The 26,862-nt window shown below is 66.3% G+C and carries 28 protein-coding genes and 1 tRNA gene; 15 read left to right on the top strand and 14 right to left on the bottom strand.

Translation table 11 applies throughout. The features are described 5' to 3' along the window. Nucleotides 1-43 precede the first annotated feature (43 nt). Together DRW48_RS04845 and DRW48_RS04840 are read right to left on the bottom strand one after the other, a co-directional pair. Nucleotides 44-127 (bottom strand) — tRNA-Leu (locus DRW48_RS04845). A 64-nt stretch (nt 128-191) separates the two neighbouring features. Beyond that, a complete protein-coding gene (locus tag DRW48_RS04840; RefSeq protein WP_114075419.1) occupies nt 192-992 on the bottom strand; it encodes an NAD(P)H-hydrate dehydratase in 801 nt (266 codons plus the stop codon). A 147-nt stretch (nt 993-1,139) separates the two neighbouring features. Here DRW48_RS04840 and DRW48_RS04835 point away from each other — a divergent pair, with 147 nt between their 5' ends. Both DRW48_RS04835 and glnA read left to right on the top strand, forming a co-directional pair. Then, nucleotides 1,140-1,478 carry a P-II family nitrogen regulator gene (locus DRW48_RS04835; RefSeq protein ID WP_114075418.1) on the top strand — a complete coding sequence of 113 codons (339 nt, stop codon included), beginning with the start codon at nt 1,140-1,142 and terminating at the stop codon, nt 1,476-1,478. A 36-nt stretch (nt 1,479-1,514) separates the two neighbouring features. After that, a complete protein-coding gene (gene glnA / locus DRW48_RS04830; protein WP_114075417.1) occupies nt 1,515-2,924 on the top strand; it encodes a type I glutamate--ammonia ligase in 1,410 nt (469 codons plus the stop codon). 45 nt (nt 2,925-2,969) lie between these two features. Here glnA and DRW48_RS04825 read toward each other — a convergent pair whose 3' ends face one another. Beyond that, nucleotides 2,970-3,305: a DUF2853 family protein gene (locus tag DRW48_RS04825; RefSeq protein ID WP_114075416.1), complete on the bottom strand. Its 336-nt coding sequence runs from the start codon at nt 3,303-3,305 to the stop codon at nt 2,970-2,972. A 152-nt stretch (nt 3,306-3,457) separates the two neighbouring features. Between DRW48_RS04825 and purB the strand changes: the two genes are divergently transcribed. Next, nucleotides 3,458-4,762, top strand: coding sequence for an adenylosuccinate lyase (purB, locus tag DRW48_RS04820; protein WP_114075415.1), 1,305 nt, complete (start codon nt 3,458-3,460; stop codon nt 4,760-4,762). Nucleotides 4,763-4,831: 69 nt separating this feature from the next. Then, the gene (locus tag DRW48_RS04815) at nt 4,832-5,875 is read left to right on the top strand and encodes a FliG C-terminal domain-containing protein (protein ID WP_114075414.1); all 1,044 of its coding nucleotides are present in this window, start codon (nt 4,832-4,834) and stop codon (nt 5,873-5,875) included. A 184-nt stretch (nt 5,876-6,059) separates the two neighbouring features. Here DRW48_RS04815 and DRW48_RS04810 read toward each other — a convergent pair whose 3' ends face one another. From DRW48_RS04810 to tldD, 5 genes are all read right to left on the bottom strand, one after another. Next, the gene (locus DRW48_RS04810) at nt 6,060-6,707 is read right to left on the bottom strand and encodes a 3-oxoacid CoA-transferase subunit B (protein WP_114075413.1); all 648 of its coding nucleotides are present in this window, start codon (nt 6,705-6,707) and stop codon (nt 6,060-6,062) included. Between the two features lie 3 nt (nt 6,708-6,710). Beyond that, nucleotides 6,711-7,406, bottom strand: a complete 696-nt coding sequence (locus DRW48_RS04805; RefSeq protein WP_114075412.1) for a CoA transferase subunit A — start codon at nt 7,404-7,406, stop codon at nt 6,711-6,713. Between the two features lie 128 nt (nt 7,407-7,534). Next, a complete protein-coding gene (gene topA, locus DRW48_RS04800; RefSeq protein ID WP_114077372.1) occupies nt 7,535-10,204 on the bottom strand; it encodes a type I DNA topoisomerase in 2,670 nt (889 codons plus the stop codon). 148 nt (nt 10,205-10,352) lie between these two features. Further along, nucleotides 10,353-11,561 (bottom strand): DNA-processing protein DprA, encoded by a 1,209-nt coding sequence (gene dprA, locus DRW48_RS04795; protein ID WP_114075411.1) that lies wholly within the window; start codon nt 11,559-11,561, stop codon nt 10,353-10,355. Between the two features lie 64 nt (nt 11,562-11,625). After that, nucleotides 11,626-13,050, bottom strand: coding sequence for a metalloprotease TldD (tldD, locus tag DRW48_RS04790; protein ID WP_114075410.1), 1,425 nt, complete (start codon nt 13,048-13,050; stop codon nt 11,626-11,628). Nucleotides 13,051-13,214: 164 nt separating this feature from the next. Between tldD and coxB the strand changes: the two genes are divergently transcribed. From coxB to DRW48_RS04735, 11 genes are all read left to right on the top strand, one after another. Beyond that, complete coding sequence (gene coxB, locus DRW48_RS04785) at nt 13,215-14,153, top strand: cytochrome c oxidase subunit II (RefSeq protein WP_114075409.1); 939 nt, start codon at nt 13,215-13,217, stop codon at nt 14,151-14,153. Then, entirely contained in the window at nt 14,153-15,103 is a 951-nt protein-coding gene (gene cyoE / locus DRW48_RS04780; RefSeq protein WP_114075408.1) for a heme o synthase, read from the top strand. The genes coxB and cyoE overlap by 1 nt, the downstream gene beginning before the upstream one ends. Before the next feature lies 1 nt (nt 15,104). Next, a complete protein-coding gene (locus tag DRW48_RS04775) occupies nt 15,105-15,362 on the top strand; it encodes a hypothetical protein (RefSeq protein WP_162784674.1) in 258 nt (85 codons plus the stop codon). A gap of 14 nt (nt 15,363-15,376) precedes the next feature. Beyond that, the gene (locus tag DRW48_RS04770; RefSeq protein ID WP_241963381.1) at nt 15,377-15,949 is read left to right on the top strand and encodes a cytochrome c oxidase assembly protein; all 573 of its coding nucleotides are present in this window, start codon (nt 15,377-15,379) and stop codon (nt 15,947-15,949) included. Nucleotides 15,950-15,995: 46 nt separating this feature from the next. Next, nucleotides 15,996-16,799, top strand: a complete 804-nt coding sequence (locus DRW48_RS04765) for a cytochrome c oxidase subunit 3 (RefSeq protein ID WP_114075405.1) — start codon at nt 15,996-15,998, stop codon at nt 16,797-16,799. A 72-nt stretch (nt 16,800-16,871) separates the two neighbouring features. Then, on the top strand, nt 16,872-17,279 hold the full coding sequence (locus DRW48_RS04760) for a GFA family protein (RefSeq protein ID WP_114075404.1): 408 nt from the start codon (nt 16,872-16,874) through the stop codon (nt 17,277-17,279). 1 nt (nt 17,280) lies between these two features. Continuing rightward, nucleotides 17,281-17,952 carry an SURF1 family protein gene (locus DRW48_RS04755; RefSeq protein ID WP_114075403.1) on the top strand — a complete coding sequence of 224 codons (672 nt, stop codon included), beginning with the start codon at nt 17,281-17,283 and terminating at the stop codon, nt 17,950-17,952. Between the two features lie 9 nt (nt 17,953-17,961). Further along, nucleotides 17,962-19,353 carry a threonine synthase gene (gene thrC, locus DRW48_RS04750; RefSeq protein ID WP_114075402.1) on the top strand — a complete coding sequence of 464 codons (1,392 nt, stop codon included), beginning with the start codon at nt 17,962-17,964 and terminating at the stop codon, nt 19,351-19,353. Beyond that, nucleotides 19,350-20,618 carry a M16 family metallopeptidase gene (locus DRW48_RS04745; RefSeq protein ID WP_114075401.1) on the top strand — a complete coding sequence of 423 codons (1,269 nt, stop codon included), beginning with the start codon at nt 19,350-19,352 and terminating at the stop codon, nt 20,616-20,618. The genes thrC and DRW48_RS04745 overlap by 4 nt, the downstream gene beginning before the upstream one ends. Continuing rightward, nucleotides 20,618-21,202: a GNAT family N-acetyltransferase gene (locus tag DRW48_RS04740; RefSeq protein WP_422385750.1), complete on the top strand. Its 585-nt coding sequence runs from the start codon at nt 20,618-20,620 to the stop codon at nt 21,200-21,202. The genes DRW48_RS04745 and DRW48_RS04740 overlap by 1 nt, the downstream gene beginning before the upstream one ends. 24 nt (nt 21,203-21,226) lie before the next feature. Next, nucleotides 21,227-22,624 (top strand): FAD-binding oxidoreductase, encoded by a 1,398-nt coding sequence (locus DRW48_RS04735; RefSeq protein WP_114075400.1) that lies wholly within the window; start codon nt 21,227-21,229, stop codon nt 22,622-22,624. Here DRW48_RS04735 and DRW48_RS04730 read toward each other — a convergent pair. The 6 genes from DRW48_RS04730 to rpsF form a co-directional block, all read right to left on the bottom strand. Beyond that, entirely contained in the window at nt 22,621-22,974 is a 354-nt protein-coding gene (locus tag DRW48_RS04730) for a GFA family protein (protein WP_162784673.1), read from the bottom strand. The genes DRW48_RS04735 and DRW48_RS04730 overlap by 4 nt on opposite strands. Next, nucleotides 22,964-23,419 (bottom strand): DUF2244 domain-containing protein, encoded by a 456-nt coding sequence (locus tag DRW48_RS04725; protein ID WP_338418432.1) that lies wholly within the window; start codon nt 23,417-23,419, stop codon nt 22,964-22,966. The genes DRW48_RS04730 and DRW48_RS04725 overlap by 11 nt, the downstream gene beginning before the upstream one ends. Before the next feature lie 65 nt (nt 23,420-23,484). Then, nucleotides 23,485-25,161: a cytochrome c oxidase subunit I gene (ctaD, locus tag DRW48_RS04720; RefSeq protein WP_114075397.1), complete on the bottom strand. Its 1,677-nt coding sequence runs from the start codon at nt 25,159-25,161 to the stop codon at nt 23,485-23,487. A gap of 228 nt (nt 25,162-25,389) precedes the next feature. Then, entirely contained in the window at nt 25,390-25,995 is a 606-nt protein-coding gene (rplI, locus tag DRW48_RS04715; protein WP_114075396.1) for a 50S ribosomal protein L9, read from the bottom strand. Between the two features lie 10 nt (nt 25,996-26,005). Further along, on the bottom strand, nt 26,006-26,233 hold the full coding sequence (rpsR, locus tag DRW48_RS04710; RefSeq protein ID WP_114075395.1) for a 30S ribosomal protein S18: 228 nt from the start codon (nt 26,231-26,233) through the stop codon (nt 26,006-26,008). Between the two features lie 18 nt (nt 26,234-26,251). Continuing rightward, on the bottom strand, nt 26,252-26,746 hold the full coding sequence (rpsF, locus tag DRW48_RS04705; RefSeq protein ID WP_114075394.1) for a 30S ribosomal protein S6: 495 nt from the start codon (nt 26,744-26,746) through the stop codon (nt 26,252-26,254). Between the last annotated feature and the right edge of the window lie 116 nt (nt 26,747-26,862).

The raw sequence follows: 26,862 nt of genomic DNA, 5'->3' as shown, positions 1-26,862 counted from the left end.
AGATTGTGTGCTTTTATTGGGGCGCAAGGGGTGTTGCAAGCGGTGGTGCGGGTGAAGGGACTCGAACCCCCACGCCTTGCGGCGCCAGAACCTAAATCTGGTGCGTCTACCATTCCGCCACACCCGCATGCGGGCGGATTATCATTCGGGCGCCCTGCTGGAAAGGCCAGCCGGTTGCCATCCGGCCTCGGTCAGGCGCCGATCTCGCGCAGGACAGCGGGCAACATTTCCGGCAGATCGTCGGCGATCAGCCCGGGACCAAAGCGCCGGGCGGCGGCGCAGTGCAGCCAGGCCGCAGCGCAGGCAGCCTCGAATGCGTCAATCCCGCGCGCCAGCAGCCCGGCGATAAGGCCGGTCAGCACGTCGCCGGCCCCTGCCGTGGCAAGCCAAGGCACAGCGCGCGGCCCAGTCGCGTCGTGGATAGCTGCCCGGCCGTCAGGTGCGGCAACGACAGTGCGCGGCCCCTTCAGCAGCAGGACCGCACCGAATCGCTCGGCTGCGGCCTGCGCGGCCGCGGTTCGATCGTCCAGGGGCAGATCCCGGGCGAGACGCGCAAACTCGCCCTCGTGCGGCGTCAGCACGCTATGTGGCGGTAACCGCGGCAGTTTCGGCTCGAGTGCGTCGGCATCGATGACGAGCCGCCGCCCACTGGCGGCCGCGGCGCGGGAGAGCGGTGCGGCCCGCTCGCGGCCGAGACCCGGACCCAGCGCGACGGTATTGATCCGCGAATCGGCCAGCAGTTCCCTCAGCGCATCCGCATCGCCCACCGCCCGCCGCATCAGCGCATCCGGACAGTTGGTGTATTCACCCATTGCGTCAGGCGGCACGCCCAGCGTCACCAGCCCGGCCCCCACCCGCAGCGCCGCGCGTGCTGCCAACCGCGCCGCGCCGCCGTGGCCAGCCGGGCCGCCCAGCACCAACACATGGCCGTGGTCGTATTTGTGACCGCCGAGCTTGGCGACAGTCGGCGGCCCGATGATCTTGGCAGACATGTATTGCCTAATCCTTGGGCAGATTGCGCGACACATGAGCAAACGTGGCGACTGCGACGGCCCTTGCCCCGTCCAGACACCCTGCCACATGGACGCGCGCGGCGGAACGCGCCACGTCATGAACACACGCAGCGAAGGGGCAGTGCGATGAAAAAGGTCGAGGCGATCATCAAACCGTTCAAGCTGGACGACGTGAAGGAGGCTCTTCAAGACGTCGGCGTGCAGGGCCTCAGCGTGACCGAGATCAAGGGTTTTGGCCGCCAGAAAGGCCATACCGAGCTATATCGCGGCGCCGAATACGTGGTCGACTTCCTGCCAAAGGTGAAGGTCGAGATGGTCCTTCCCGACGATCAGGTCGACGCCGCGGTCGAGGCCATCGTCAGCGCCGCCCGGACCGAGAAGATCGGCGACGGCAAGATCTTTGTCAGCCCGGTCGAGCAGGCGATCCGCATCCGCACCGGCGAGACCGGCGATGACGCCCTCTGAAAACCCACAACCGAACACGCCAATCAAGGAGTGACCATGAAAACGGTCAATGATGTCCTCGATCTAATGAAGTCCGAGGAGGTCGAATATGTCGATATCCGCTTCACCGATCCCAAGGGCAAGCTGCAGCACATGACCCTGGTGGTCGATCTGGTGGACGAAGACTTCTTCGAAGAAGGCATGATGTTCGACGGCTCGTCCATCGCCGGCTGGAAGTCGATCGACCAGTCGGACATGAAGCTGATGCCCGACCCGTCCAGCGCCTATATCGACCCCTTCTACGCCGAAAAGACGCTGTGCGTGCATTGCAACGTGGCCGAGCCCGACACCGGCGAGGCCTATGACCGCGACCCGCGCGGCACTGCCGTCAAGGCCGAGGCCTATCTGAAATCGACCGGCATCGGCGACACCGCGTTCTTCGGCCCCGAGGCCGAGTTCTTCCTGTTCGATGACGTGCGCTACCAGGTCAGCCCGCAGAAGGTCAGCTATCAGGTCGATGGCGTGGACTCGGCCTGGAATACGGACACGGAATACGAGACCGGCAACACCGGTCACCGCGCGCCGCACAAGGGCGCCTATTTCCCGGTCAACCCGATCGACACGGCGCAGGACCTGCGCGGCGAGATGCTCTCGACCATGAAGCGCATGGGCATCAAGGTCGACAAGCACCACCACGAGGTCGCGACCGGCCAGCACGAGCTGGGGATGATCTTTGGCGGTCTGGTCGAACAGGCCGACAACATCCAGAAATACAAATACGTCATCCACAACGTGGCGCATGCCTACGGCAAATCCGCGACCTTCATGCCCAAGCCCATGAAGGGCGACAACGGCAGCGGCATGCATGTGAACATGTCGATCTGGAAAGACGGCAAGCCGTTGTTCGCAGGCGATAAGTACGCCGATCTCAGCCAGGAGGCGCTGTGGTTCATCGGCGGCATCCTCAAGCACGCCAAGGCGCTGAACGCGCTGACCAACCCGGCTACCAACAGCTACAAGCGGCTGATCCCGGGCTTCGAGGCACCGGTGCTGCGCGCCTATTCGGCCCGCAACCGCAGTGGCTGCGTCCGCATTCCGTGGACCGAATCGCCCAAGGCCAAGCGCGTCGAGGCCCGCTTCCCCGACCCGGCGGCGAACCCCTACCTCGCCTTCGCAGCGCTGCTGATGGCCGGCCTCGACGGCATCCGCGGCAAGATCGATCCCGGCCCGGCCAGCGACAAGGACCTGTACGACCTGCCCCCCGAGGAGCTGGCCGAGATTCCGACCGTCTGCGGCAGCCTGCGCGAAGCGCTGGAGGAGCTGGAAAAGGACATGGACTTCCTGCTGGCGGGCGATGTGTTCACCCGCGACCAGCTGGAAAGCTACATCCGCCTGAAGTGGGAAGAGGTTTATGCCTTCGAGCATACCCCGCATCCCATCGAATATGCGATGTATTACAGCTGCTAAGACAAGGGGCGCCCCGCAGGGCGCCCCTTTTTCACTGCGTTTGCGTCAGACCCGGGCGCCGGCGTCGAAATGCCGGGCCAGCAGGTAGTACATCACCGGCCGGAACTTGTTCCGATTGCCCGTGCCATAGGCCTCCACCGCGGCCTTGATCCCGGCGTCCAGTTCGGGGCCGTCGGTCATGCCCAAGCGCTTGACCAGAAAGCTCTTCTTGAGGCGCGCCACTTCCTCGGGGTCGCTGGCGGCGACGGTTTCGGAATCGGCGCTATAGATCGAAGGGCCGCACGCCTTGGTGCAGCGCATCAGCAGATCCATATCCGCCTCCTGCCCCAGTTTCCCAAGGTCTGCGGCGTATTTGGCGACCAACTCGTCACGACGGGACATCCTATCCTCCTTACCCGTTTCGGCGCATTGCCAGCAAACTGCGGGCCAGCCGGGCCGATTGCAACATAAGTTAAACACTACCGTCTCTGACGCTGCGATTGCGACCCGCGCCCCCGCCGTCTAGGACGGCATCAGATCCAAGGAGGCCCGCCATGATCCCGCGTTATTCCCGCCCCGAAATGGTGGCTATCTGGTCACCCGAGACGCGGTTCCGCATCTGGTTCGAGATCGAGGCCCATGCCAGCGACGCACAGGCCGAGTTGGGCGTCATCCCGCGCGAGAATGCCGAGGCGCTGTGGAAGGCCCGCGATGTCGAGTTCGACGTCGCCCGCATCGACGAGATCGAGGCGGTCACCAAGCACGACGTGATCGCCTTCCTGACCCATCTGGCCGAGCATGTCGGCAGCGATGCGGCGCGGTTCGTCCACCAGGGCATGACCTCCAGCGACGTGCTGGACACGACGCTGAATGTGCAACTGGTACGCGCCTCCGATCTTCTGCTGGCGGGCGTCGACCGTGTTCTCGCCGCGCTGAAGGCACGCGCGATGGAGCACAAGGACACCGTGCGGATCGGCCGCAGCCACGGCATCCACGCCGAGCCGACCACCATGGGTCTGACTTTCGCGCGATTTTACGCAGAAATGTCGCGAGCGCGCCGCCGCCTCGCCGCGGCCCGCGAGGAAATCGCGACAGGCGCAATCTCGGGCGCAGTGGGCACTTTCGCCAATATCGACCCGGCGGTCGAGGAACATGTCTGTGCGCAGATGGGCCTGACGCCCGAGCCGATCAGCACGCAGGTGATCCCCCGCGACCGGCACGCGATGTTCTTTGCGACGCTCGGCGTGATCGCCAGCAGCATCGAGAATATCGCCATCGAGTTCAGGCACATGCAGCGCACCGAGGTCCTGGAGGCCGAGGAATTCTTCAGCCCGGGTCAGAAGGGCAGCAGCGCCATGCCGCACAAGCGCAATCCGGTGCTGACCGAAAACCTGACCGGGCTTGCCCGGCTGGTGCGCATGTCGGTGGTCCCGGCGATGGAGAATGTCGCCCTCTGGCACGAGCGCGACATCAGCCATTCCAGCGTCGAGCGCGCCATCGCGCCGGACACCACCATCACGCTGGACTTTGCCCTCCACCGGTTGGCGGGCGTGGTCGAAAAGCTGGTGGTCTATCCCGAAAACATGCTGCGTAACATGAACAAGTTCAAAGGCTTGATCATGTCACAGCGGGTCCTGCTGGCGCTGACCCAAGCTGGCGTGTCGCGCGAGGACGCCTATCGCCTAGTGCAGCGCAACGCGATGAAGGTCTGGGAGAAGGGGGCCGACTTCAAGACCGAGCTGCTGGCCGATCCCGAGGTCACCGCCGCGCTGACCCCGGCCGAGATCGAGGACAAGTTCGATCTGGGCTATCACACCAAGCATGTCGACACGATTTTCGCGCGTGTTTTCGGCGAGTAGTCGGCGGCGTTAACGGTCGGTCAGGGCTTTCCTGTCAGATTGGACCCCGAATCGCGCGGGGAACACTGGATGATGTCGGGACAGGTGCTGACCCCACGGCAAAAGGCCGCCGTGATCGTGCGGCTGCTGCTGGCTGAGGATGACCAGTTGTCGCTCGAGGGGTTGCCGCTTGAAGCGCAGGGCGCGCTCGCGCACGAAATGGCGAGCATGGGCATGATCGACCGAGGTATCCGCGATGCGGTCGTGGGCGAGTTTTGCGACGCGCTCGAGGCGGTCGGGCTGACCTTTCCCGGCGATCTTGACGGGACACTGGCGATGCTCGGCGGGCGCATCTCGCGCGATGCCTCGGACCGGCTGCGTCGGAATGCCGTGCTGTCCGGCCGCTCTGACCCGTGGGAGCGGATCGGCACCCTGCCCGTGCCCCAGATCCGCCAACTGGCAGAGACCGAGGCGATCGAGGTCGCGGCGGTGATGTTCGCCCATCTGCCAGTCGCCCGCGCGGCCGAGGCTTTCGGGCAACTGCCCCCGGACCGCGCCCGCCAGATCGCCTATGCCATGTCCCTGACCGGAAATATCGAGGCCGGCGCCCTGACCCGCATCGGCCGCGCCCTCGCCCAAGCCGCAGAAAGTTTGCCGCAGCCCGTCCTTGATGGTGGCCCGGTCGAAAAGGTCGGGGCGATCCTGAATTTCGCGCCCGCCCTGACGCGCGATACCGTGCTCGACGGCCTCGACCAGGATGACCACATCTTTGCCCAAGGCGTGCGGCGCGCGATCTTTACCTGGGCCAACATCCCGCTGCGGATCGATATCCGCGACATTCCCCGCATCGCGCGCGCTGTCGACCAGCCCGTGCTGGTCAAGGCGATGGCCGGGGCCAAGGGGGCGAATGCAGCGACCACCAGCTTTATCCTCGGCGCGCTGTCCTCGCGCATGGCCGACAACCTGCGCGAAGAGATTGCCGGAGCCGGTCGCGTCAGCGCCGCAGATTGTGAGGCCGCCATGGCACAAGTTGTAACCGCGATCCGCGCGATGGAGGCGACAGGCGATCTGTTCCTGATCGCCGGCGAGGCCTCGGGTGAGGACGCGGGGATCGAAATTCAAAGCGCGGGGTAATTCGGGAAGTGCGGGCGCACGCTGCTGGCGCCGTTGGCTCGGGATCCGGCGCGGATGATCGTGCAGTTGATCGACGCTGGGAACAGCAGCTCCGCAGCCGCAAACGCCATCCAACTCGCTAGGACAGTTTTCCTGCGCCGGATCAAAACTCTCGGACGGTCGCGCCCGCGCCGATCCATCCACCTCAGTCGACGATGGTCGCCACGGTTGCACCGCGCAACTCATCCTCGCTTACGCCATCAGCGGTCTCGATGATCTTCAACCCGCCCGGGACGACATCGAGGACGCCGAGATTGGTGATGATCCGGTCGACAACACCCTTGCCGGTCAGCGGCAGGGTGCATTCGTGCAGGACCTTGCTTTCGCCATGCTTGTTGGTGTGATCCATGACCACGACCACCCGCTTGACCCCCGCGACCAGGTCCATCGCCCCGCCCATGCCCTTGACCAGCTTGCCCGGGATCATCCAGTTCGCCAGATCGCCATTCTCGGCGACCTCCATGGCGCCGAGGATGGCCATGGCGATTTTGCCGCCTCGAATCATGGCGAAGCTGGTGGCGCTGTCGAAAAAGGCGCTGTGCGGCAGTTCGGTGATCGTCTGCTTGCCGGCGTTGATCAGGTCCGCGTCGACCTTGTCCTCGGTCGGAAAGGGGCCGATGCCCAGCATCCCGTTCTCCGATTGCAACGTAACGGTCATGCCTTCGGGGATGTAGTTGGCGACCAGCGTCGGGATGCCGATCCCGAGGTTCACATACATCCCGTCCTGCAACTCGCGCGCCGCGCGGGCGGCCATCTGGTTGCGGTCCCAACCCTTCGTGGTGACGTCGCTCATGGCTTAACCCTTGCTCACGGTGCGCTGCTCAATGCGCTTTTCATGCGGGCCCTGCACGATGCGATGGACGTAGATGCCCGGCAGGTGGATGCAATCGGGATCGAGGCTACCGGCCGGCACGATTTCCTCGACCTCGGCGACGCAGACACGGCCGCAGGTCGCCGCCGGAACGTTGAAGTTGCGGGCCGTCTTGCGGAACACGAGGTTGCCGCTTTCGTCAGCCTTCCACGCCTTGACGATGGCAAGGTCCATGACGAGCCCGCGCTCGAGCAGATAAGTCTCGCCGTCGAACTCCTTCAGCTCCTTACCCTCGGCGATCACGGTGCCAACGCCGGTGCGGGTATAAAAGCCGGGAATACCGGCGCCACCGGCGCGCATGCGCTCTGCCAGTGTGCCTTGGGGGTTGAATTCAAGCTCAAGCTCGCCCGACAGGTATTGGCGCATGAACTCTGCGTTCTCGCCGACATAGGACGAGATCATCTTCCGGATCTGCCGCGCGTCGAGCAGTATCCCGAGGCCAAATCCGTCAACGCCGCAGTTGTTGCTGGCAATGGTCAGCTCGCGCGTGCCTGCCTTGTGGATGGCAGCGATCAGCAGTTCGGGGATACCGCACAGGCCAAAGCCGCCAGCGGCGATGGACATGCCGTCCGACAGCAGCCCGTCCAGCGCGGCGTCCGCGGTGTCATACCGTTTTGTCATGAATTCAGCCCCTCAACCTGCCTTATCTGGTCGGAGGGGCCGGGCATTGTCAATCAGGCGGGAATGCCCGAGCAGGATGCCAGCAAGGCCATCGCCACGCTCGGCCAACCATTGCGGGAGAGCGGCGCTCAGCCCTCGCCGCCCTCGTCATCTGGCGTGGCTTTGGCCGCCTTGGCTTTCGCAGTTCCAGCCGGCTTTGCCTTCGGCTTCGCCGCGGCCTTGGGTTTCGCCGCCGCCTTCGCCTTTGCCGGGGCCTTTTTCTTGGCGCCAGTCTTTCCCGCCTTGGCCTCGATCAACTCCAGCGCGCGCTCCATGGTCATTTCCTCGGGCGCGAGATCCCGCGGCAGGGTGGCGTTGACCTTGCCCCATTTCACATACGGCCCAAACCGTCCCGACAGCACCTGGATCGGCCCACCCGAAGGGTGCTCGCCCAGTTCGGCCAGCGGCGCCGCCGCCACCCTCCCGCCGCGCATCGGCTTGGAGGCCAGCACTTCCACGGCGCGGTTCATGCCGATGGTAAAGACCTCCTCGACGTCGGGCAGGTTCACGTAGCGCGTGCCGTGCTTGACGTAGGGGCCATAGCGGCCAAGGCCGGCCTCGACCGGGGCGCCGTCTTCGGGATGGGTGCCGATGGTGCGCGGCAGGGCCAGCAATTGCATGCCGCGCTCAAGGTCCATGGCCTCGATGCTCCAGCCCTTGGGGACCGAGGCGCGGGGCGGCTTGGGGACCTCGGCACTGGCCTCGCCGCGTTGGACATACCAGCCAAAGCGGCCGTTGCGCAGACTGATCTGCAGCCCGTCGGCATCGCTTCCCAGCACCCGGTCGCCCTGCGCTGCCTCACCGTCCCCGGGTGCCGACAGCGGCCGGGTAAAGCGGCATTCGGGATAGTTGGTGCAGCCGATGAACGCTCCGCCGGATCGCGCGGTCTTGAGGTTCAGCCGGCCGACACCGCACAGGGGGCATTGCCGCGGATCGCCGCCGTCCGCGCGCGGCGGATAGAGGTGCGGCGACAAGGCCTCGTCGATGGCCTCAAGCACTTCGGTGATCCGCAGCTCGGACGTCCCGGCGAGCGCCGCCGTGAAGTCGCGCCAGAAACGGGCCAGGACTTCGCGATAGGCGCGGCCGCCGGCCGAGATATCGTCCAGTTCGGTTTCCAGATCGGCGGTAAAATCATAGCTGACGTAGCGCGGGAAATAGCGCGCCAGGAAGGTCGTGACGAGGCGGCCCTTGTCCTCGGGGATCAGGCGCTGGCCGTCCTTGCGAACGTAATCGCGGTCCTGGATCGTGGTGACGATACTGGCATAGGTCGAGGGTCGGCCGATGCCCAGCTCTTCCATGCGCTTGACCAGCGTCGCCTCGGTGTAGCGTGGCGGCGGCTGGGTAAAATGCTGCCGCCCGAGGACCGCGGCGTCCGCGCCGGCGACGGCGCCCTTGTCTGCCTCGGCCACCTCGGATGCAAAGGCGCCGGCGACCTTTCGCGCGACCTCGCCCTGCGTGATCTTGGGCAGGCGGGCGCTGTCGTCGTCATCCTCGCCGCGCGGGGCGTCGTCGCGGCCCTGATCGTAGATGCGCAGGAAGCCATCGAATTGCACGACCTGGCCGGTCGCCCGCAGGCCGACCTGGCCATCGCTGCTGGCTATCTCGACCGTCGTGCGCTCCAGCCGCGCGCTCTCCATCTGGCTGGCGAGCGTACGTTTCCAGATCAGATCATAAAGGCGGCGCTGGTCGCTGTCGGCGATGCGCGGATCGGCCAGCGTCATGTCGGTCGGCCGGATGCATTCATGCGCTTCCTGTGCGTTCTTGGCCTTGTTCTTGTACATCCGCGGGCTTTTCGGGACGTAATCGGCACCAAAGCGGCCTTTGATCGCGTCGCGCGCCGCCATCACCGCCTCGGGCGCCATGTCGATGCCATCGGTCCGCATGTAGGTGATCAGGCCCGCCTCGTAGAGGCGTTGGGCGGCCGACATGCAGGCCCGCGCGCCGAGGCCAAGCTTGCGCGATGCCTCCTGCTGCAGGGTCGAAGTCATGAACGGCGGCCACGGATTGCGGCTCGCGGGCTTGGCGGTGACCGAGGTGACGGTCAGATCGCGACTGTCCACTGCCGTGACCGCCAGCTTTGCTGCCTCGGCCGTGGCGAGGTCGAAGCGGTCCAGCTTGTCGCCGGCATAGCTGACCAGCTGAGCGTCGTATTCGGCACCGGTGGGCGTGGCGAGGCGGGCGTGGACGGACCAGTATTCGCGGGCCCGGAACGCCTCGATCTCCATCTCGCGGTCGACGATGATCCGCAGGGCGACAGACTGCACGCGTCCAGCGGATTTCGCGCCGGGCAGCTTGCGCCACAGCACCGGCGACAGGTTGAAGCCGACCAGATAGTCCAGGGCCCGGCGGGCGAGGTAGGCGTCGACCAGGTCCTGATCGATCTGGCGCGGGTTGCTGATCGCCTCGGTCACCGCGGATTTCGTGATCGCGTTGAAGGTGACGCGGCTGACCGGCGTGCCCTTTTTCGGCGCCAGCGCCTCCAGCAGGTGCCAACTGATCGCCTCGCCCTCGCGGTCAGGGTCAGTGGCGAGGATCAGGTCGGGATCGTCCTTCAACGCATCCTTGATGGCACGCAGGTGCTTCTTGCTGTCGGCCGCCACCTCCCAGGTCATGGCGAAATCGGCGTCGGGATCGACCGATCCATTCTTGGCCGGCAGATCCCGGACGTGCCCGAAACTGGCGAGAACGGTGTAATCGCTGCCCAGGTATTGGTTGATGGTCTTCGCCTTGGCGGGCGATTCAACGACGACGACCGGCATGAGGGCCCCTTGGGTGCTGCGATAGCGGCGGAACATGGGGAGGTGCCGCAGGGGTGTCAACCTGCGGCGGAGCAGCGCTGGCCAACAGGTGCAGCAACATATGTCGCGCTGGGCCCCGGCAGCGGCGGAACGCCCCTGCCGCCCGGCCCTAGGCGAGCGAAATCATCCCGCCCGGTGCGCGCTGGATGCGGCCATCCATCTCGAGGTTCAGCAGCGCCGGAGCCAGTGCGCCCGCGGCAAGCCCCAGATCGCGCAGCAACATCGTCTCCTCGGTCGGGGCGCGGCCGAGCAGCGACAGCACCCGCGCCTCGATGGCGACGGGACCGCCGGCGTCTGCACGGCTGGGGATTGCCACAGGCGCGGCCGGGCGCGCCGCGGGACGCCGCAGGGTTTCGGCGACACGTTGCAGGCTGGTGCGGCGGTCGGCGGGGGCCGGCGCCATCGGCAACTGCGCAGACACCTCGACCGGGGTCAGGCCGATGGCGGTCAGCACGTCCTCGGCACTGCGCACCAGCAGGGCGCCATCGCGGATCAGCGCGTTGCAGCCGGCGGCGCGCGCGTCCATCGGATGTCCCGGCACCGCCATCACCTCGCGCCCCTGGTCGAGCGCGCATTTCGCGGTGATCAGCGTGCCGGAGCGATGCGCCGCCTCGACCACCACCACGGCGCGGGCAAGCCCCGACACGATGCGGTTTCGCAGCGGAAACAGCCGCGCAGCAGGCTCGGTCAGAGGCGATTGCTCGGAGATCAGCGCACCGCCGGCAGCAACGATCGCCTCGGCCAACGCGGCATTCTCGGACGGGTAGATTCGGCTGATGCCGCCGGCAAGAACGGCGATAGTGCCGGCGGCGCAGCTTGCCTCATGTGCGGCGGTGTCGATGCCGCGCGCCAGCCCGGCGGTGACACTGACGCCTGCATGGGCTAGCGCCAGCGCCATGCCATGTGCCATCCGCAGCCCAAGCGATGAGGCGTTACGCGCGCCGATCACCGCAATGGCCGGCCGCGACAGGCAATCTAGGCCGCCCTTGACCCACAACACGGGCGGGGCGTCTTCCAGATCGCGCAGCACCGCCGGATAAGCGGGATCGTCATGGCGCAGAAGGACCGCCCCCGCCTGCCGACCCGCCGCCAACTCGGCCGCGGCCACCCCTTCGGGGCAGGTCTGGTAATCGCTGACCCCGGCGGCACGGGCGATCTCGGGCAGCGCCGCCAGCGCCGCCGCGGCCGAGCCATGCTCGGCCAGAAGCCGGTGAAAGGTCGCCGCCCCGACCCGGCGCGAGCGGACGAGGCGCAGGAACGTCAGATCGTCGGCCGCATCGGTGCGGGTCGCGGAGGTGCCAAAGGAAAAGAGTCGCATCGCCGGTCGCCTCGCCTCGTCCACGGGTCCAGCTTGGCGGCAAATGATTAAGAAAGGGTTAGCCTCAGGTGGCCGAGCCGCCGACCGTCAGCCCGCCGATCAGCAGCGTCGGCAAGCCGACGCCGACCGGAACCCACTGCCCCTGCTTGCCGCAATTGCCAAGGCCGGGGTCCAGCGCCAGGTCATTGCCGATCGCTTTTACATGCTTCAGCGCGGTTGCGCCGTCGCCGATCAGCGTAGCGCCCCGAATCGGCTCGCCGACGACGCCACCCCGGACGCGGTAGGCCTCGGTGCAGGAAAAGACGAACTTGCCATTGGTGATGTCGACCTGGCCGCCGCCGAAGCCGACCGCATAAATGCCGTCGTCGAGGCCGGCCAGAACCTCGGCCGGGTCGGCCTTGCCGGCCAGCATGTAGGTGTTGGTCATGCGCGCCATGGGCGGATGGGCAAAGCTTTCACGGCGGCCGTTGCCGGTCGGCGCGACGCCCATCAGCCGGGCGGACTGGCGGTCCTGCATGTAGCCGACCAGCACCCCGTCCTCGATCAGCACGTTGCGGGAGGGCGGGGTGCCTTCGTCATCCACGGTGATCGAGCCGCGCCGGTCGCGGATGGTGCCGTCGTCGATCACGGTGACGCCGGGAGCAGCGACGCGCTGGCCGATAAGGCCGGCAAAGGCCGAATGGCCCTTGCGGTTGAAATCCCCCTCCAGCCCGTGGCCGACTGCCTCATGCAGCAGGATGCCCGGCCAACCGGGGGCGAGGGCGACGTCCATCACCCCGGCGGGGGCGGCGACTGCGCGCAGGTTGACCTGGGCGATGCGCAGCGCCTCGCGCACCATTCCTTGCCAGTGAGCGGGCGCGAGCAGGGACTGCAAAGCGATTCGGCCGCCGCCACCGGTGGTCCCGCTTTCGCGGCGGGTGTTGTCTTCGACGATGACCGAGATGTTCAGCCGAGACATCGGCCGGATGTCGGTCACGAGGCCGCCCTCGGGCCGCAGGATGGCGACCTCCTGCAGGGCGGTGGCGATGGTTGCCGACACCTGGACCACGCGCGGGTCGAGATCGCGCGCGAAGGCGTCGATTTGCCGCAGGGTGTCGATTCGCTCTGCAAGCGGACGCCCGCCGATGGGATCGAGCGGGTCGTACAGCGGGGCGCCCGGGCCGGCGGGCGGCGCGGCCCAGGTGCCGCCGCCCGCCCCCACGGCGAGGCGTACCGTTTCGGCGGCGTCAACCAGCGCGGCCTCGCTGATTTCGGTCGAATGGCCGTAGCCGGTCACCTCGCCGGTGACGCCCCGCAGGCCAAAACCCTGCGAAGCGTTGTAGCTGGCGGTGCGCAGCCGGCGGTCATCCAGCACCAGCGCCTCGGCCCGGGCACGCTCGATGAACAGCTCGCCGTCGTCGGCGCCCTGCAGGGCTCCGCGCAGAATCGCCAGCGCGCAGTCCCGGTCCAGTAGGCCATCGAAAGGGGAAAAGGCGGGAGTGTCGGACATGAGACCTCGGGCCGGGCGCGGCCGGTTTGCGGAAATGAACGGACAAAGTGCGGCGTTTGCGCGACTTGCTGCGCGGCGGCACTGGCTTTAGAACCTTCACAACGGGAGCAGGCCGGCGTCAACAGCGCCGGTGGCGGAAGCGCGCCGAGGGATACGGAAGGACCATGATGTTGATGGCGATGACGCGCCGCATGACTGCGGCTGGAACAGGACTGGCGATGCTGTTTGCTGCCGGCGCGGTCCACGCGCAGGAGGTCCTCGGGGACCTGCCGCATATCGGCAAGCCGGTGCCCAAAGGCATGGGATTTCAGCCGGGCGTGACCTCGATCGCGCATGATCAGATCTGGCTGGACCATTTCGTCCTGCTGATCATTACCGCGGTGGTGATCTTTGTGGTCGCGCTGCTGCTGATCTGCATCTTCCGCTTCAACCAGCGGGTCAATCCGATCCCGGCGCGCTTTTCCCACAACACCCCGCTGGAGATCGCCTGGACCCTTGTTCCGGTGCTGATCCTGCTGGTGATCGGTATCTTCTCGCTGCCGATCCTGTTCCGCAGCCAGGAAATGCCGTCCGATCCGGACGTAGTCATCAAGGCCATCGGCAACCAGTGGTACTGGTCCTACGAATACCCGGAGGACGAGGTCACCTTTGATTCCCTGATGCTGGCGAAAGAGGACCTCGAAGCGAACGGCTACATGCCCGACGAATACCTGCTCGCCGTCGACAACGCCGTTGTCGTCCCGGTCGGCAAGAAGGTCCTGATGCAGTACACCGCCAACGACGTGATCCATTCCTGGGCCATGCCCTCGTTCGCGATCAAGCAGGACGCTGTCCCCGGCCGCATCGCGCAGGCTTGGTTTACCGTCGACCGCGAGGGCGTCTATTTCGGCCAGTGCAGCGAGCTGTGCGGCATCAACCACGCCTATATGCCGATTGTCGTGAAAGCCGTCTCGCCCGAGAAATATGCCGCCTGGATGACGGAAGCCAAGCAACAGTTCGCTTCGGCCGACGCGCCGCGGGCAACCGTGCAAACCGCAGCAGCTTCTGCCCCGGAAACCAACCCAGCGCCGACGGGTGAACTGCGCGTGGCGAAGGCAGACTGATGTCCAAGGGCGGCGAATACGTCGAGGGCGACCACGCCGGACCGGCCGAGGCCGGGTTCGGGGAATATGTCTCGCTGCTGAAGCCGCGAGTCATGTCCCTGGTGGTGTTCACGGCATTCGTCGGCCTGTGGGTCGCGCCGGACCGGATGAACCCGTTTGTCGCCTTTTGCGCGGTGCTGTTCATCGCGCTGGGCGGGGGCGCCTCGGGCGCGCTGAACATGTGGTATGATCGCGACATCGACGCGGTCATGCGCCGGACCAAGAGCCGCGCCGTTCCGTCGGGACTGATCCCGGCCGGCGAGGCGCTGGCACTGGGCATCGGCCTTGGCGGCCTTGCCGTCCTGATGCTGGGACTGGCGGCGAACTGGTTCGCGGCGGCATTCCTGGCCTTCACCATCTTCTTTTACGCCGTCGTCTACACGATGTGGCTGAAGCGCTCGACGCCGCAGAACATCGTCATCGGCGGCGCTGCCGGGGCCTTCCCCCCGATGATCGGCTGGGCCTGCGCGACCGGGGGCCTCGGCCTCGAGCCGCTGCTGATGTTCTCGCTGATCTTCCTGTGGACCCCGCCCCATTTCTGGGCGCTCGCCCTTTTCGTGCGCGATGACTATTCCAATGCCGGCGTGCCGATGCTGACCGTGACCCACGGTCGCCGCACGACCCGTCGCCACATCTTTGCCTACACGCTGCTGCTCGTGCCGGCCGCGCTCGGCCTCGGCCTGACCTCGGTCGGAGGCCCGCTCTACATGGCGGTCGCCATCGTCCTGAACATCCTCTTCGTGCGCGGCGGCTGGCAGATCCTGAACCGCGACGAGGCTGCGGCGGATGCCGATCGCTTTGCCGCCGAGCGAGGCTTTTTCAAGCTGTCGCTGACCTATCTGTTCGGTCATTTCCTGGCGCTTCTGGTCCAGCATGGGCTGCACGGGATCGCCTTCTGGGGAGGCTGGTAAGTTGGCCCTGCATGTCGAACACGAAATCCACCGGCGGCGCGCATCGCGCAATCTTGGACTGCTTGCGGTGCTGGTGCTGTTTGCCGGACTGATCTTTGGCCTGACCATCGCCAAGGTCGAGAACGGCGACAACATGAAGGCCTGGGATCACCAGATGGATCGCCAGCTGGAGCCGGGCGCCGGCACGCCGATCGCCAATCCCGCTGCGACCGCGACCCCGGCAGCGCCCGCCCAAACGACCCCCGCGAGCGCGCCATGAAGGCATGGCGAAAAATGGGCCCGAACGGCCGCCTCGTCTCGATGCTGCTGGGCGTGGTCCTGATCATGGGCCTTGGCGCTTGGGCCGCGGTGCCGTTCTATTCGTGGTTCTGCCGCACCACCGGCTATGCCGGCACGACGAATATCGCGACCGCGGCGCCGGGCGAGGTACTGGACCAGTACATCACCGTGCGTTTCGATGCGAATATCGACAAGGACGTCGGCTGGACCTTCCGCCCGATGCAGCGCGAGATGAAGCTGAAGATCGGCGAGACCGGCCTTGCCTTCTACGAGGCGGTGAACACCTCTGACCGCCCGATCACCGGCACCGCGTCCTACAACGTTGCCCCCGATCAGGCCGGCTACTACTTCGACAAGATCGAATGCTTCTGCTTCACCGAGCAGACCTTGGCCGCGGGCGAGCGCGTCGAGATGCCAGTCAGCTTTTTCGTCGATCCGGACATCGTCAAGGATCCCGAGACTGCCAAGGTGCGGGACATCACCCTCAGCTATACCTTCCACCGCTCCAAGCCGTCCTCCAAGGCCCAGGCCGCGCTGGACGTTGCTGCCCCCACAGCCGTAAACTAACCAACTGCAAAGCTAGACAGCGAAACGATCCGACCGGGAAACGATAATGGCGCATGTAAAGAACCACGATTACCACATCCTGCATCCGTCGATCTATCCGTTCATCGGCGCGGTCGGTGCCTTCACCATGCTGTCGGGTGCGGCGCATTGGATGAAGGGCGAATGGGGCCCGGCCGTCTTCCTTCTCGGGCTGGTGGTCGTCCTCGGCACCATGGCTGGCTGGTGGATCGACGTCGCCCGCGAGGGCGAGGTCGGCGATCACACCCCAGTGGTGCGGATCGGCCTGCGCTACGGCATGATCCTGTTCATCGTCTCCGAGATCATGTTCTTTGCCGCCTGGTTCTGGGCCTTCTTCAAGAACGCGCTGTATCCGATGGGGCCGGAAAGCCCGATCCGCGACGGCGTCTGGCCGCCCGAGGGCATCGTCACCTTCGATCCCTGGCACCTGCCGCTGATCAACACTCTGATCCTGCTGCTGTCGGGCGTCGCGGTCACCTGGGCGCACCACGCCCTGGTCCATGACAACGACCGCAAGACAACGATCCGCGGGATCGCGGTCGCCGTCGTGCTGGGCGTCATGTTCACCGCGCTGCAGGCATACGAGTACAGCCACGCAGCCTTTGGCCTCAGCGACACCGTCTATGGCGGCGTGTTCTTCATGGCGACCGGGTTTCACGGCTTCCACGTGATCATCGGCACGATCTTCCTGCTGGTCTGCCTGATCCGCCTGATGCGCGGCCAGATGAACCAAGAAGAGCATGTCGGGTTCGAGGCCGCCGCCTGGTATTGGCACTTCGTCGACGTGGTCTGGCTGTTCCTCTTCGCCTCGATCTACATTTGGGGCCGCTGATACGGCATCCACAAGAACCGACGCGCGGGGGCAACCCCGCGCGTTTTGCATTTCAGCGCGGGGGTTAAAGCGATGCTGACCGGGGGCTGCCAGTGCGGCGCGGTGCGCTATGAGGTCTCGCAAAAGCCAGGGCGGGTGTATTGCTGTCATTGCACCGAGTGCCGGGCGCAATCGGCCTCGGCCTTTGGTATCTCGGTCATCGTCGCGCCGGATTCTGTGCGGCTGACCGCTGGTCATACCAAGGTCTGGCGTCGCCCCACGGCCGCCGGCAAGATCCTCGCCTGCGCCTTTTGCCCCGACTGCGGCACCCGGCTCTGGCACGTCAACGAACCGCCCGGCCCCGAGATGTCGATCAAGGGCGGCTCGCTCGACCAGCCGGTCGACCTGACCGATGCCTTTCACATCTGGACCGACAGCGCCCTGCCCGGCGTCTGCATTCCCCCCGGCGCGCGGCGCTTTGCACAGGAGCCTGATGTCTGACATGCGCCGCTACCTCTTTCCCGTCATCCTTGGGGTTGTCGGCATCTCGATCCTGCTCAGCCTCGGGTTCTGGCAACTGCGCCGCCTGCAATGGAAGGAAGGCATGCTGGCGCAGATCCAGGCCCAGATCGACGCGCCACCGCAGGGCCTGCCGCAGCAGGTGACGCCGGCCATGAAATACCAGCCGGTCACCGTCGCCGGCCGCACCACCGGCACCGAGATCCTTGTGCTGTCCGGCACCCGCGAAAGCGGCGGCGGCTATCAGGTCATATCGGGCTTCATCACCACCGACGGCCGCACGATCATGGTCGACCGCGGCTTCATCCCCGAGGGCGAGCGCCACACCGCCCGCCCGCCGACCGACCTGCGCATCCGCGGCAACCTGCACTTTCCGGACGAGATCGGCTCCAGCACGCCGGCCCCGAACCTGACCGAAGGCATCTGGTTCGCCCGCGACGTGCCGGCCATGGCCGCGCAGTTGAACGCGCAACCCGTTCTGGTCGTCGCGAGCGCCGTCGAGGGCGACGCCCAGGGAATCGAACCGATCCCCGTCGCCATCACCGGCATTCCAAACAACCACCTGGAATATGCCTGGACCTGGTTCATGCTCGCAGCTGTCTGGGCAGGCATGACAATGTACCTGATCTCGCGTATCAGGCTGCGATCCTACTGAGAGCATTCCATGCGTTACGTCTCGACCCGCGGCACGGCCCCGCACCTGCCCTTTGACGAAGCGATGCTGACGGGACTGGCCCGCGACGGCGGCCTCTATGTCCCCGAGACGATCCCGACGCTGGGTGCCGATCAGATCGCCGCGATGGAAGGCCTGCCCTACGAGGAGGTCGCCGCACAGGTAATGCAGCCGTTCCTGGGCGAGAGCTTTACCCCGGACGAGCTGCGCGGCGCGATCGAGCGGGCCTATGCCGGCTTTTCCCATCCGGCGCGCGCGCCCTTGGTACAACTTGCACCAAGGCACCATCTGCTGGAACTGTTCCACGGCCCGACGCTGGCCTTCAAGGACTTTGCGATGCAGCTGATCGGTCAGCTGTTCCAGATCGCCCTGGCGCGCACCGGCCGGCGGATCACCATCGTGGGAGCCACCTCTGGCGATACGGGCAGCGCCGCGATCGAGGCATTCCGCGGCCTGCCGAATGTCGAGGTCTTCATCCTCTACCCGCATGGCCGGGTCAGCGAGGTGCAGCGCCGCCAGATGACGACGCCGGTCGAAAGCAACGTCCATGCGCTCGCCATCGACGGCCATTTCGATGACGCACAGGCGCGGCTGAAGGATCTGTTCAACGATCACGCCTTCCGCGACGAGGTCGGGCTGGCGGGCGTCAACAGCATCAACTGGGGCCGGGTGCTGGCGCAGGTAGTCTATTACTTCACCGCCGCCGTTTCGCTGGGCGCGCCGCACCGGCCGGTCGCCTTCAGCGTGCCGACCGGCAACTTCGGCGACATCCTCGCCGGGACCGTGGCGCGGCGGATGGGCCTGCCCGTCGCGCGGCTGATCGTCGCGACCAACCAGAACGACATCCTGCACCGGGCACTGACCACAGGTGAATATCGCACTACCAAGGTCGCCCCCTCGATCAGCCCAAGCATGGACATCCAGGTCAGCAGCAATTTCGAGCGTGCGCTGTTCTGGGCATATGGCGGCGACGCCGCAGCCGTGGCCCAACTGATGGACGAGTTGCGAAGCGACGGCGGCTTCACCATCAGCCAGGGCGCGCTGCAGGCTCTGCGCGAGGCCTATGCCTCGGGCCGCGCGTCCGAGGATGAGACGCTGGCGACCATCCGCGACACCTTCGCCGCGACGGGCGAATTGCTGTGCCCGCACAGCGCCGTCGGGGTCAAGGTGGCGGCCGAGCATCTCGCTCCCGGCCTGCCTATGGTCACGCTGGCGACGGCACACCCGGCCAAATTCCCCGACGCTGTCGAGAAAGCCACCGGCATCCGCCCGCCCTTGCCCCCGCATATGGCCGATCTGATGGCCCGTCCCGAGCGCATCACCCGAGTTGAAAACGACGCCGAGGCGCTTAAATCGCTGGTTCGCAGCCGGAGATCCGAATGACCGACCCCATCCGCATCAGCACCCTTCCGAACGGCCTGCGGGTCGTGACCAAGACCATGTCGGGGCTGCATTCCGCCAGCATCGGCGTGTGGGTGAACGCGGGTGGCCGGGACGAACGGGCCGAGCAGAACGGCATCGCCCATTTCCTCGAGCACATGGCCTTCAAGGGCACCGCCCGGCGCAGCGCGCTGCAGATCGCCGAGGCGATCGAGGATGTCGGCGGCTATATCAACGCCTACACCTCGCGCGATGTGACGGCCTATTACGCGCGGGTGCTGTCGGCCGACACCGGCCTGGCGCTGGACGTTATTTCGGACATCGTGCTGCACCCGGCCTTCGATCAGCGCGAGATCGAGGTCGAGCGCGGGGTGATCCTGCAGGAAATCGGGCAGGCCTTGGACACCCCCGACGACATCATCTTCGATTGGCTCCAAGAGGCGGCCTATCCCGACCAAGCCATGGGCCGCACGATCCTCGGCCCGGCCGAGCGGGTGGCCTGCTTTGGCCGCAGTGATCTGTCGGGCTTCGTAGCCGAGCATTACGGTCCCGGCCAGATGATCGTCGCCGCCGCCGGCGCGATTGACCATGACACCGTCACCCGCCAGGCCGAGCTGGCCTTTGGCCATTTGCGCGCGACCAGTTGCGCGCCGCGCGAGCCGGCCCGCTGGCGCGGCGTCGAAAGCCGTCACATCAAGGATCTTGAGCAGGCGCATTTCGCCCTCGGCTTCGAAGGCCCGGGGTATCTGGCGCCGGACTATTTCTCGGCCCAGATCTGGACCAGTGCGCTGGGCGGCGGCATGTCCTCGCGCCTCTTCCAGACGCTGCGCGAAAAGCGCGGCCTGTGCTATTCGATCTTTGCCCAGTCGGGCTTTCACGAAGATACCGGCATGGTCACCATCTATGCCGGCACCTCGGCCGAGGATTTGGGCGATCTGGCCCGGCTGACGATCGACGAGGTCAAGCGCTCGGCCGAGGACATGTGCGATGAGGAAATCGCCCGGGCAAAAGCTCAGTTGCGGGCCGGAATGCTGATGGGGCTGGAGAGTCCCTCGACCCAGGCCGAGCGCATGGCCCGCTCGCTGGCGATCTGGGGGCGCGTGCCCGATGCCACCGAGATCGCCGAGCGGATCGCCGCAGTCACTGTCGCCGAGGTACGCGATCACGCCGAGCGCCTGATCGCCGCCGCCCAGCCGGCGCTGGCGATCTATGGCCCGGTCGAGGGCGCCCCCGCGCGCGAGGAACTGGCCCAAAGGCTCGCCGCCTGATGATCTTCCAGCGCCGCCGTCCGGTCAGGATCGAGACCGAGCGGTTGGCGCTGCGCCTGCCCCTGCATGGCGACATGCGCGCCTGGACCGCGCTGCGCGTGACCAGCCGCGCCTTCCTGACCCCGTGGGAGCCAGTCTGGGCCGACGATCACCTCAGCCAGAAGGCGTTCACCCATCGCGTCTACTGGGCGCAGCGCGTCTCGCGCAGCGGGACCGCGCTGCCGCTGTTTCTGGTGCGCCACGACGGCGTTCTGGTCGGGGCGATCACCATGGACAATATCCGCCGCGGACCGGCACAGTCGGCCACCATCGGATACTGGATCGGCGCGCCCTTTGCCCGGCAGGGCTACATGCGCGAGGCCATCATGGGGCTGGTCCACCACGCCTTCACCTCCATGGACCTCAGCCGGATCGAGGCCGCCTGCCTGCCTGAGAACGCGGCCAGCCGGGGCGTGCTGGAAAAATCCGGCTTCAAATACGAGGGCGTGGCGCAAAGTTATCTGCAGATCAGCGGCCGCTGGCGTAATCACGTCCTCTACGCCAACCTGCGCGGTGACCGGCGCGGCCGCAGCCATGCGCGTTGAGGGCGCCGGCCCAAGGGGGCGATCATGCTGAACCCAGCGACCGAGGCCCTCGCGGCGGAACTGCCCGAGGGAGTCTTGCGTCCCATCGAGGAGCGTTATCTGGAAGAGCCGCGCGGGCGCTGGCGCGGACAGGCGGGGCTGCTCGCCGCGCCGCGTGACGTGACCGAGGTTGCTGCGGTGGTACGCGCCTGCGCTGCTGCGCGGGTTGGAATCGTGCCGCGGGGCGGCGGCACCGGACTGGTCGGCGGACAGGTGCTGCATGACGGCCCCCCGCCCCTGCTGCTGACTCTGGAACGGATGGCCTCCGCCCGTGGGGCCTGGCCCGAAGAGGACGTGCTGATCGCCGAGGCCGGCATGACCCTGCAGGCCGTCCACGATGCCGCCGCCGCCATCGACCGCCAGTTTCCGCTGTCGCTCGCCTCGCAGGGCACAGCGACGATCGGCGGCTGCCTTGCGACCAATGCCGGCGGCGTCGCCGTGTTGCGCTGGGGCAATGCCCGCGCACTGTGCCTGGGGATCGAGGCGGTCTTGCCCGATGGCAGCATCCTGCACGGGCTCTCGCGGCTGCGAAAGGACAACACCGGCTATGACATCCGCGACTTGCTGATCGGGGCCGAAGGCAGCCTCGGCATCATCACCGCCGCCAGTCTTCGCCTCGCGCCGCGCCCGGCAGCGGTCGGCACCGCGATGATTGTGGTGCGGGACCCGGCGGCCGCGCTGCAATTGCTCGGCATCGCCCAGGCGCAACTGGCCGGCGGCGTCACCGGATTCGAGCTGATAGGCGGCACGGGGCTGGAGTTTCTGGCCGAGGCCATGCCAAGCATTCGCCGGCCGTTCGATCCCGCGCCGCCCTGGCTGGTTCTGCTTGAGGTCGCCCTGCCCGCGGGCACCGATCCGCTGGAGGCGCTCGGCGATCTGCTTGAACGGGGCATCGCCGAAGGGCTGGCCAGCGACGCGCTGCTGGCACAATCGGCGGCGCAGGCCGCTGCCTTCTGGACCGTGCGCGAACAGATCCCCGAGGCGAATCGCCTGATCGGCGCCGTCGCCAGCCACGACATCAGCCTGCCGCTGTCCGAAATTCCCCGCTTCATCATCGACGCCTGCGCGATGCTGGATGCCCTAGGGGATTTTCGCATCAACTGCTTTGGCCATCTCGGGGACGGTAACCTGCACTACAACGTCTTTCCGGCCCGAGGCCACACCCGGGCCGAACACGACGCACTGCGCCCCGCAATCAGTGAGGCCGTTCACAGCATGGTCGTCGCCCGCGGCGGGAGTTTTTCGGCCGAACATGGCATCGGCCGCCTCAAGGTCGCCGATCTGGCGCGCTGGGGCGATCCGACCCGGCTGGCGGCGATGCGCGCGATCAAGGCCGCGCTCGACCCCCTGGGCATCATGAACCCGGGCGCGGTGCTGGCCTAGCGCCAGGCGTGATGCGCGCCGTCGATCCGGCGCAGCGGCGCGGTCCACGGGTCGAACCCGTCGAAAAGCCGGGCATTCACCCCCACCCGCCCCTCGGCAAAGGTGCCGGGACGGGCCGACCAATGGGTCACGCAGCCGCTTTGCGCACAGCGATGAATGTCGAGGCTGGCGCCCTCGGCGCGCGCAAAGCTGTCGGTCGGCCCGCTGATGGCGAGGTCCTGCGCCGGATGGTAGGACCAGAGCGCCCCCAACCGTCGGCAGAGTGAGCAATTGCAGTCGCTGGCTTCGGTTGGGGTTTGCGGCAGGGTGATGCGACAGGCGCCGCACACACAAGTGGCTTCAGCGGTCATCCCCATTCTCCTTCAGTGCGGCGAGGCGTTGGCGCAATTCACGTGCTAGGCTGCGGCGCTCGTCCGCGGAAAGGCAGGCTCCCAGTTCGACCTCGCGGCCTTCGGCGGCGAGCGTCAGGTAATCCTCGACCGGGCCATCATCGCGCAGGGCGACGCGCAACCAATAGGGGTTGGCCTGCCAGTGCCTATCGGTCCGGCCGGGATCGTGCCGCGTCAGAGACAGGTGCGCGCGGTCCAGCAGCAGCACCTCGCGCTGCTCGCCCTGGCGCCATGCCCTCTTGAGGGCGTACCAGATCCCCCCGACCGCCAAGGCGATGAAGGGCAGCAGTCCCCACAGCACGGGCGAGCCGAGGCTGGCGATCAGCGGCAGGGCGATGAGGCAGGCGGTGATGCCGATGAACCAGACAAAGCCCTGCGGCGTCAGGGCGCGATGCGGCCAGACCACCAGCCTATGGGAAACGGCCCCGGATCGCTCCGGGGCCGCGTCAATGTCTTGCCAGGCGTAAGGCATCAGTGGGCGCGGGCGTGGTCCCAGTCCTCGCGCTTGGGCAGTTGCTCGAACGTGTGTTCGGGCGGAGGCGAGGGCAGCGTCCACTCCAGCGTGTCGGCGTATTCGTTCCAGTAATTCGGCACGTTCACCCGGCGACCGGCGAACAGCGTGTAGAACACGATGCCGATGAAGAACAGGAACGAGGCGAAGCTGATAAAGGCACCGATCGAGCTGACGTAGTTCCAATAAGAGAACTCGACCGGGTAGTCGATGTAGCGCCGGGGCATTCCCTGACGACCCAGGAAGTGCTGCGGGAAGAAGATCAGGTTCGAGCCGATGAACATCATCCAGAAGTGCAGCTTGCCGGCCCATTCGGGGTACTGGCGACCCGACATCTTGCCGATCCAGAAATAGACTCCGGCAAAAATCGCGAACACCGCACCCAGCGACATCACGTAATGGAAGTGCGCCACGACGTAGTAGGTGTCGTGATAGACCCGGTCCAGCGGCGCCTGCGACAGCACCACGCCGGTCACGCCGCCGACGGTGAACAGGAAGAGGAAGCCGAACGCCCAGAGCATCGGCGTCTTGAACTCGATGCTGCCGCCCCACATCGTCGCGATCCAGCTGAACACCTTGATGCCGGTCGGCACCGCGATGGTCATGGTGGCCAGCATGAAATAGCTCTGTTGGGTCAGCGACATGCCGACGGTGTACATGTGGTGCGCCCAGACAACGAAGCCGAGGACACCGATCGCGACCAGCGCCAGGACCATCGGCAGATAGCCAAAGATCGGCTTGCGCGAGAAGGTCGAGATGACGTGGCTGATGATCCCGAAGCCCGGCAGGATGATGATGTAGACCTCGGGGTGACCGAAGAACCACAGGATGTGCTGGTAGAGGATCGGGTCGCCCCCGCCGGCGGGGTCAAAGAAGTGCGTGCCGAAGTTGCGGTCCATCAGCAGCATGGTGATCGCGCCAGCCAGCACCGGCAGCGCCAGCAGGATCAGCCAGGCAGTGACGAACACCGACCAGGCGAACAGCGGCACCTTGAACAGCGTCATGCCGGGGGCGCGCATGTTCATGAAGGTGGTGATGATGTTGATCGCGCCGAGGATCGAGGATGCACCCGACAGGTGGACCGCGAAGATCGCGAGGTCCATCGAGATGCCTTCCTCGTGGGTCGACAGCGGCGGGTAGAGAACCCAGCCCACCCCCGAGCCCGCCTGGCTGTTACCGCCCGGCGAGAACAGCGAGAACAGGCCCATCGCGACGCCCGCGACATACAGCCAGTAGCTAAGGTTGTTCAGGCGCGGGAAGGCCATGTCCGGCGCACCCAGGTGCAGCGGCATGAAGTAGTTGCCAAATCCGCCGAACAGCGCCGGGATGACGACGAAGAACATCATCAGGATGCCATGATAGGTGATCATGACGTTCCACAGATGGCCGTTCGGCGTACACTCGTTCGCGGCGTCCGCGATGAAGCGCATGCCCTCGACGCACATGTACTGCACGCCCGGATGCATCAGCTCGAGGCGCATGTAGACGGTGAAGGTGACCGAAATCAGGCCGACGATGCCGGCCGTGAACAGGTAAAGGACCCCGATGTCCTTGTGGTTGGTGGACATGAACCAGCGGGTGAAGAATCCGCGGGTGTCGTGGTGCTCACCATGACCGTGAACGGTGGCGTCAGCCATTGTGCTGCGGCTCCCTCAGAAATGTTCTGGCCGGTGGGCACCGGCGACTCCGTTATTGTTCTAGCGCAGTGGTTTGTAGCCGGCAACGCAGATCGGCCCTGATCGGACGCGCCGGATGGTCGCACGTCTGTCATCTGTGGCCGCCGGACAACCCGTCATATGCTGGCAAAATGCAAAGGGCCGCGCAGCTTTCGCCGCGCGGCCCCCTTCAATCGTCAGGGTATTCGATCAGGCGTCGCTGTCGCGCGCCGGACGGTCGTCGCCGTCCTCGTCGCGGCCCGCGGCGCCCAGGTCGTCGAACAGGCCCGCGATCTCGAACTCGGCTTCGGCGTCAGCCTCGGCCTGCGCGTCCTGGATCGTGCGGCCCGAGGCCTGCAGAGCGGCCTCCTCGACCGAGCGGGCGACGTTCAGCGTAATGGTCGCATCGACCTCGGGGTGCAGGTGCACGCGCACCTCGTGCAGACCCAGATCCTTGATCGGGGCGGTCAGCACGATCATCCGACGCTCGATGTCAAAGCCTTCGGCGGCAGCCGCCTCGGCCGCATCGCGCGGCGAAACCGAACCATAAAGGGCACCGGCGTCCGAGGCGGAACGGATGACCACGAAGGTCTGGCCGTCCAGCTTGTCGGCGATCGCCTGGGCGCTCGTCCGGCCCTCTTCGTTCTGCGCGGCGAGGGTCGCCTTTTGCGCCTCGAAGCCCTTGATGTTGGCTTCGGTGGCGCGCAAGGCCTTGCGCTGCGGCAGCAGGTAATTGCGGGCAAAGCCCTCTTTCACCTTAACCACTTCGCCCATCTGGCCCAGTTTGGCCACGCGCTCCAGCAGGATCACTTGCATGGCTGTTCCCTCACTTCACGGCGTAGGGCAGCAGCGCTAGGAAACGGGCGCGCTTGATCGCCCGCGCCAGCTCACGCTGCTTTTTGGCCGAAACGGCGGTGATGCGCGACGGCACGATCTTGCCCCGCTCGGAGACATAACGCTGCAGCAGGCGCGTGTCTTTGTAGTCGATGGCCGGCGCATTGTCGCCCGAGAACGGGCAGACCTTGCGGCGGCGGAAAAACGGCTTGGTTGCCATGGATCAGCTCCTCCGGTCTCAGTTACGCTCGGCGCGGTCGGCAGCCGGACGCTCGGTCCGCTCGCCACCACGATCACCACCAAAGCGGTCGCCCTGCGGACGATCGCCGCGATCGCCACGGTCACCGCCAAAGCTGCGGCGCTCGCCACGGTCGCCGCCGCGGTCACCGCGGTCGCCACGATCACGCTCGTCGCGCTTTTGCATCTGGACCGACGGGCCTTCCTTGTGCTCGTCGACCTTGACCGTCAGCACGCGCATGACGTCGTCATGCAGGCGGGCCAGACGCTCCATCTCCTGCACGGCGGCCGGAGGGGCATCGCTGCGCAGGTATGCGTAATGGCCCTTGCGGTTCTTGTTGATCTTGTAGGCCAGGGTGCGAACACCCCAATATTCGTTGTCCACGACCTTTCCGCCATTGTCGGAAAGAACGGTGGAGAAATGCTCGATCAGCCCTTCGGCCTGTGTATTGGACAGGTCCTGGCGGGCGATCAGCACATGCTCGTACAGCGGCATGGGCAGTCCTTGTGTCGTCGCGGGTGGGCTTCACAGGCGGGTAGAAACCTCTCCGCGCCCCGCCACGAGAGGCTTCACCGGTTGCGCAAATTGCGGAAAGGAACGCGGCCTATAGC

Source organism: Paracoccus suum (genome assembly GCF_003324675.1).
Taxonomy (GTDB): domain Bacteria; phylum Pseudomonadota; class Alphaproteobacteria; order Rhodobacterales; family Rhodobacteraceae; genus Paracoccus; species Paracoccus suum.
Note: the sequence above shows the minus strand (reverse complement) of the source record. Positions and strands in the feature narration are given on the sequence as shown.